This is a genomic window from Pseudomonas sp. SDO55104_S430 (assembly GCF_054070595.1).
This window is the reverse complement of record NZ_JBSVXG010000286.1, coordinates 1-6,299: the sequence shown is the minus strand read 5'-3', so window position 1 is coordinate 6,299 and position 6,299 is coordinate 1. Positions and strand designations below refer to the sequence as shown.

6 protein-coding genes are annotated in these 6,299 nt (G+C 61.3%); 5 read left to right on the top strand and 1 reads right to left on the bottom strand.

Annotation, left to right across the window (positions count from 1 at the left end):
• Positions 1 to 62: 62 nt before the first annotated feature.
• Complete coding sequence (locus tag ACW9JE_RS27660) at positions 63 to 893, bottom strand: hypothetical protein (protein WP_457434561.1); 831 nt, start codon at positions 891 to 893, stop codon at positions 63 to 65.
• A gap of 17 nt (positions 894 to 910) precedes the next feature.
• On the opposite strand from ACW9JE_RS27660, the gene cobG reads away from it, so the two are divergent.
• From cobG to ACW9JE_RS27635, 5 genes are all read left to right on the top strand, one after another.
• Positions 911 to 2,233 carry a precorrin-3B synthase gene (cobG, locus tag ACW9JE_RS27655; RefSeq protein ID WP_224536252.1) on the top strand — a complete coding sequence of 441 codons (1,323 nt, stop codon included), beginning with the start codon at positions 911 to 913 and terminating at the stop codon, positions 2,231 to 2,233.
• Positions 2,226 to 2,852, top strand: a complete 627-nt coding sequence (locus tag ACW9JE_RS27650; RefSeq protein WP_007937188.1) for a precorrin-8X methylmutase — start codon at positions 2,226 to 2,228, stop codon at positions 2,850 to 2,852. Before cobG ends, ACW9JE_RS27650 begins: the two co-directional genes overlap by 8 nt.
• A complete protein-coding gene (locus tag ACW9JE_RS27645) occupies positions 2,852 to 3,583 on the top strand; it encodes a precorrin-2 C(20)-methyltransferase (protein ID WP_224536258.1) in 732 nt (243 codons plus the stop codon). Before ACW9JE_RS27650 ends, ACW9JE_RS27645 begins: the two co-directional genes overlap by 1 nt.
• Positions 3,583 to 5,274, top strand: coding sequence for a precorrin-3B C(17)-methyltransferase (gene cobJ / locus ACW9JE_RS27640; RefSeq protein WP_457434560.1), 1,692 nt, complete (start codon positions 3,583 to 3,585; stop codon positions 5,272 to 5,274). Before ACW9JE_RS27645 ends, cobJ begins: the two co-directional genes overlap by 1 nt.
• A gap of 165 nt (positions 5,275 to 5,439) precedes the next feature.
• Entirely contained in the window at positions 5,440 to 6,255 is an 816-nt protein-coding gene (locus tag ACW9JE_RS27635; protein ID WP_224536255.1) for a hypothetical protein, read from the top strand.
• The last annotated feature ends 44 nt before the right edge of the window (positions 6,256 to 6,299 follow it).

Below are 6,299 nucleotides of genomic sequence, written 5' to 3'. Positions count from 1 at the left end.
CTTTTTGGGGCCGCTTCGCAGCCCAACGGGGGCAAGCCCCCTCGCCACAGGTATGCGGTCGGCTACTTGCGCAGGTCAAAGCGTCTCATCAATAGCTCACGACACTTTTTCTCAAGCAGCATCCTTTTTGTTTCAAGAACACGCTTGTCCAACTTGAGAAAAGCCCGGCTCTGAACAATCTTCGCCGCCTGCTTTTCCAAACTCCAGAACAGAAAACTGCTCTTCCTGGTGTGCGCCACCAATTCCAGATTGAACACCGCAATCTCCAGAAAACCCTTCGCGTCATACCGCGCAGGCACTACCTGAAATCGCTCGCCCATCAAACTTTCCTCATCCAGCGAACTCAGCGCCGGCTTGTCGGGTTTCAGCGCGTCGAGGGTGTCGATCATCGCATTGCCCTGGCGGCTGTCCTGCATGCCGTGGGCGCTCTTGACCAAATACTCCGCAACGCTGCTCGACACATCGCAACGGGTGCGAGTCTGAATGGCGTCCTGAAACACCGACCAGCCGAAAAAATTCAGGGTCGAGACATATTCATTCAGCCACGCCGCCGAGTCGGCAAAGCGGCTGCTGACCATGTCCGCCGACCGAGTAGCGATCTGCGTGCAATGACTTAGGTCGAGATAATCCTGCGGTGAAAGTTCGTCGATACAGGAAACCAGATTGTGCCCGGTCAAAATTCCATTTGAATGCCTACTGTCCATGAGTTGCTCCGAGATAAATGAAGTGAAGTCCTTCCGGCAAAAAAGTACAGGCTGATTCACCGGCTTCAAACGAGAGCAAGTTGGCGAATTGATTCCGGCTGTCAGTGATTGTTGCAGCGCACTATTCGTCGCCAAGTGCCGCGGGCTTTTCATCCCGCCGGACAAAGCAGGCATAATGCTGCCCTTCATTTCGTACCGGTCATCCTGTGAGCGCTCCTCAGACATCCAACCCTTTGCGTCCTACGGCCTGTCCCGGGCTGTTGCGTATTGTCCGGGCGCTGGATGGGGGTATTTGCCGGATCAAACTCACCGGCGGCGCGATCAGTGCGCGGCAGGCCGTCGCGGTGGCCGATGCCGCCGAGCGCCATGCCGGCGGAGTGATCGAGGCGACCAACCGCGCCAACCTGCAGATTCGCGGGATCGGCAGCGAACAAAGCGCCCTGATCGACAGCCTGCTCGCCGCCGACCTGGGACCGCGCAACGCCGCCAGCGATGACGTGCGCAACCTGATGCTCAGCCCCGCTGCCGGCATCGATCGGCAGCGGCTGATCGACACCCGGCCGCTTGCCGAACAGATTCTCGCCACGCTGCAAGGCGACGAACGCTTTCACGATCTCAGCGCCAAGTTTGCCGTGCAACTCGATGGCGGCGAGGCCCTGGCCATGCTCGAACATCCCCATGACCTTTGGCTCTCGGCCTTTGCACACGAGGGCGAGGTGCGGCTGGCGTTCGGTCTGGCCGGCTGCCCGGCAGAGGCGCCGGCAGGTTCCGTCGCGCTCGAAGACGGTCATGCCCTGGTGGTCGCGGTGCTTGAGTTGTTCCTGGAACTCGCGCCTCCCGAGCAAACGCGGATGCGTCATTTGCTGGCCGAGCAAACCCTCGAAAGCCTGATCAAGCGACTGTCCGAGCGTATGTCCATTCAGGCTGTGACGGATTGGCGGCGCACGGCTGAATCAAGCGTTCTGCACATCGGCGCTCATGCCCAATTAGAAACCGGCTTCGCCTATATGGGCGCGGTGCCGCCTTTGGGGCGCCTCGACCCCGCAACACTGCGCGGTGCGGCACAACTGGCCGAAACCTTCGGCGACGGCACCCTGCGATTCACCCCCTGGCAAAGTCTGCTGCTGCCCAACGTTCCCGAAGAACACTGCGCGCAAGTCATCCTGCGGCTGGAACAACTGGGACTGCTGTGCCACGCCGATCAGGCGCTGACACGGATGATCGCCTGCACCGGTTCCAACGGCTGCGGCAAAAGCCAGGGCGAAACCAAAGGCGATGCCATGCAACTGGCCGCACTGCTGCAACGCCACGGCCTGGCACTGAGCGTGCACCTGAGCGGCTGCCCGCGTTCCTGCGCCGCCGCGCACACCGCGCCGGTCACGCTGCTGGCCGTCGCGCCCGGCCACTACGATCTATATTTTCGCGACGCAGCGCAGGCCGGCTTCGGCACGCTGCACGCACGCAACCTTACTATTGAAGCGGTCGCGGCCTTGCTCGACGCCCGCTCACGGAGCCCCCTCGATGCTTGATTACATCCGCGACGGTCAGGAGATCTATCGCAATTCCTTCGCGATCATTCGCGCCGAGGCGAACCTGGCGCGAATCCCGGCCGATCTGGAAAAACTCGCGGTGCGGGTGATTCACGCCTGCGGCATGGTCGAGGCCATCGACGGTTTGCAGTTTTCCGAAGGCGCGGGCAAGGCCGGGCGCGATGCGCTGGCCGCCGGTGCGCCGATCCTGTGCGATGCGCGGATGGTCTCCGAAGGCGTGACCCGCGCGCGCTTGCCGGCCAACAACCCGGTCATCTGCACCCTGCGCGATGACAGCGTGCCCGAGCTTGCCCGGGAGCTGGGCAACACCCGTTCCGCCGCCGCGCTGGAACTGTGGCGCCCGCATCTGGAAGGCAGTGTGGTGGTGATCGGCAATGCCCCGACCGCACTGTTTTACCTGCTGGAAATGCTCGACGCCGGCGCGCCGAAACCGGCGCTGATTCTTGGCTTCCCGGTAGGCTTCGTCGGCGCCGCCGAATCCAAGGCCATGCTCGCGGCGGACAGCCGTGGCGTGCCTTTCGTCATCATGCAGGGTCGCCTGGGCGGTAGCGCCATGGCTGCCGCTGCCGTCAATGCCCTCGCCACGGAGATCGAATGATGCAGCAACCTGGACGTTTGATCGGCCTCGGCGTGGGCCCTGGTGATCCGGAACTGATTACCGTCAAGGCCCTGCGCCTGCTGCGCGAATCGCCGGTGGTGGCGTACTTCGTCGCCAAGGGCAAGAAGGGCAATGCGTTCGGCATCATCGAGGCGCACCTGCAGGATGCCCAGACCCTGCTGCCGCTGGTTTACCCGGTCACCACCGAAGTGCTGCCGGCGCCGCTCTCCTACGAGCAGGTGATCAGCGATTTCTACGACACCGCCAGCGAGCAACTGGCCGAACATCTGAACGCGGGCCGCAACGTGGCGGTGATCTGTGAGGGCGATCCGTTCTTCTACGGTTCCTACATGTACCTGCACGACCGCCTCGCCGAGCGTTATCAGGCCGAAGTGGTGCCGGGCGTGTGCTCGATGCTCGGTGGCGCTTCGGTGCTCGGCGCGCCGCTGGTGTATCGCAACCAGAGTCTGTCGGTGTTGTCCGGCGTGCTGCCCCACGACGAACTCAAGCGTCGCCTGGCCGATGCCGATGCCGCGGTGATCATGAAACTGGGCCGCAACTTTCCCAAGGTGCGCCAGGTGCTGGAAGAACTGGGGCTGGCCGAGCGGGCGCTGTACGTCGAGCGCGCGACCATGGCCAACCAGAAAATCGTCCCGCTGGATGAGGTCGAGCCGATGTCGTCGCCGTACTTCTCGTTGATCATCGTTCCCGGTGAAAGGTGGCAAGGCTGATGACCCGTCCAGCTCCGGCGATTGTCATTCTCGGCAATGGCAGCCTCGTCACCGCACGCAAGATTGCGCAGATTTACCCCGGTGCCCTGATCCACGGAATGGCCGGGCGGGTCGATGGCGCGGACTGTGCCTATGAGGAATTCGGCGCGACCCTGCGTGAGCTTTATCAACAGGACACGCCCATCATCGCCCTGTGCGCGGCGGGCATCGTGATTCGTACCCTCGCACCGATGCTGCTGGAAAAAGGCGCCGAACCGCCGGTACTGGCGGTGGCGGAAGATGGCAGTGCAGTGGTGCCGTTGCTCGGTGGCCTGGGCGGCGTGAACGTCATGGCGCGGGAAATCGCTGCCGGGTTGAACGTGGCGCCTGCGATTACCACCAGCGGCGAACTGCGTTTCGGCACTTGCCTGCTCAACCCGCCGAGCGGCTATGCGCTGGCGGACCTGGAGTTGGGCAAGCGTTTCGTGTCCGATTTGCTGGCGGGCGAAACGGTGCGTATCGAAGGCTCGGCACCGTGGCTGGCGCAGGCGCAGTTGCCTGAGGATGCCGAGGCGCGGTTGGCGGTGCATGTCGGTCCTGGTGAGCGCCTGCCTTCGGCCAATGAATTGCTGATCTATCCCCGTAGCGTTGTGGTTGCAGTCAGCGCGGGGATTGCGGATCTGGCGAAGGCGATTCGCGAAGCGCTGCATCAGGCAAAAATTGCGGTGCAATCGGTGGCGTGTCTGCTGGCCGCGGATACGGAAATGGCCAGCGCGCCGCTGCATGAAGCTGCGCTCGAGTTGGGTGTGCCGTTGCGTTTTGCCAGTGATGATCTGGCTAAGGCGATCCCGCGGCCGGTTTCCATGCTTGGCGATGAGCGAATTACGATCGCGGTCGCCGAGCAACCCTTGGACCTGTCGCAGATCGGTCGTCCTCGCGGGCGTCTGGCCGTGGTCGGTCTGGGACCGGGTGCCGCCGAGTTGATGGCGCCGGCGGTGAAGGCAGAACTGGCGCGGGCCAATGATGTGCTGGGGTATGAAACCTACGTGCGGATGGCCGGCCCTTTCCGCGACGATCAGGTGCTGCATTGCACCGATAACCGCGAAGAAATGCAGCGGGCGCGCCATGCTTTTGAGCTGGCGGCTCAAGGGCGATCGGTGGTGGTGGTCTCGTCGGGTGATCCCGGTGTCTTCGCCATGGCAGCCGCCGTGCTTGAGGCGCTTCATGAGTCTTCTGACCCGGCGTGGCACAGCGTCGATCTGGAAATGCTCCCGGGCGTATCCGCCTCGCTGGCAACGGCGGCCCAGGCCGGCGCGCCGCTGGGGCATGACTTCTGCGTGATGTCGCTGTCGGACAACCTCAAACCCTGGTCGATCATCGAGACGCGCCTGGATCTGGCGGCCCAGGCCGATCTGGCCCTGGCGTTCTACAACCCGATCTCCCGTTCACGCCCATGGCAACTCGGGCAGGCGCTGGAGATCGTCGCCCGTCATCGTGAGCCTCAAACGCCGGTAGTGCTGGGGCGGGACATTGGCCGTCCGGGGCAGACGTTGCGCGTCACCACCCTGGGTGAGCTGACGGTCGATCAGGTGGACATGCGGACCATGGTGATCATCGGGTCTTCGACGACGCGGGTGATTCCTCGTGCCGACGGTCGTCCATGGGTTTATACACCGCGCAGTTACGGCGACAAACTTACGCCTATCCAATAATCATCTTTTAAACAAACCGGATTGCTCAAGATGTTGGGCAATCCGGTTTATGTTTGCGCGCATACATATGCTGTATTTGCTTGAAGTTGTTGCTCTGGACAAGTTGGAGTAGGTTTTTGCCGTTCCTGGATGGAACGCCAATTATTCAATAAAGGGAATTTATACATGGACGTTTTTGAAAGTTCGGTCAGTGTTTCGCACAGTGTTGATTTCATCAGGGAATGCGTTGCGAAACGCAAAGCCGCTTTGCCTGCCGGCAGACGCGCTCGTTCCCTGGTTTCCACAATAGCGACCAGCCCGACCAAGGAACTGGATGCATTGGTGCTGGGAAACAGCCTGGTGGGTTACGGTGACAAGATCAGCGTCGAGAATATGGCGATCATTGAAAACCTGATCACCATGTCGAAGATGGAAGCCAACTACGAAGTACCCGGTAATTCCGACCCCAAGGCCTGGTATCACGCCTTCGCCAAGTGCATGGAGGATCTTGGCTGTTTCGTGGCGGACAAGGGTTATTCCAAATACAGCGCCAGTGCACTCAAGGTCGAAATGGATAATGTCATGGTCGATATTATTCAGGCCGCCGTCGAAGCGGCAAAAGCTGCAGTTCCAGGTGCCGCTGTACTCAGTGCGGTCACCAGTTCCACTTTGGACGCACTGAAAAAGGAACCCGATGCGATCAACTTGTTGAACGTCGAATCGAAGAAGGCAGAAGGCGTTCGGCTGTCAACGATACCCGTCGAGCAGATGGGCAATGGAATTATCCTGATCGCGATTGCGGCCATTGATCATCAGGGCGGAAGCAATGATGGTGGAGTGTTGTTCGTCGACTGGAAGACCTCTTCCCTGGATGTCTTTCACGGCAAGTCGTTCATCACCTTCAATCCCGCCCGGTATGCGGAAATAAAAACCGATATCGAAGAGTACCTGGGCGTGCATCGCAAGGAAGTCCTGGTCAAGCGCTTCAGCCGCCGCAAGTAACATCCCCCCACTGTAGGAGCGAGGCTTGCCCGCGAAGGCGTCCT

Coding starts and splice junctions, on each gene's coding strand:
- ACW9JE_RS27660 (WP_457434561.1), bottom strand. CDS start 893: ATGAAGGGCAGCATTATGCCTGCTTTGTCCGGCGGGATGAAAAGCCCG.
- ACW9JE_RS27645 (WP_224536258.1), top strand. CDS start 2,852: ATGCAGCAACCTGGACGTTTGATCGGCCTCGGCGTGGGCCCTGGTGAT.
- cobJ (WP_457434560.1), top strand. CDS start 3,583: ATGACCCGTCCAGCTCCGGCGATTGTCATTCTCGGCAATGGCAGCCTC.
- ACW9JE_RS27650 (WP_007937188.1), top strand. CDS start 2,226: ATGCTTGATTACATCCGCGACGGTCAGGAGATCTATCGCAATTCCTTC.
- ACW9JE_RS27635 (WP_224536255.1), top strand. CDS start 5,440: ATGGACGTTTTTGAAAGTTCGGTCAGTGTTTCGCACAGTGTTGATTTC.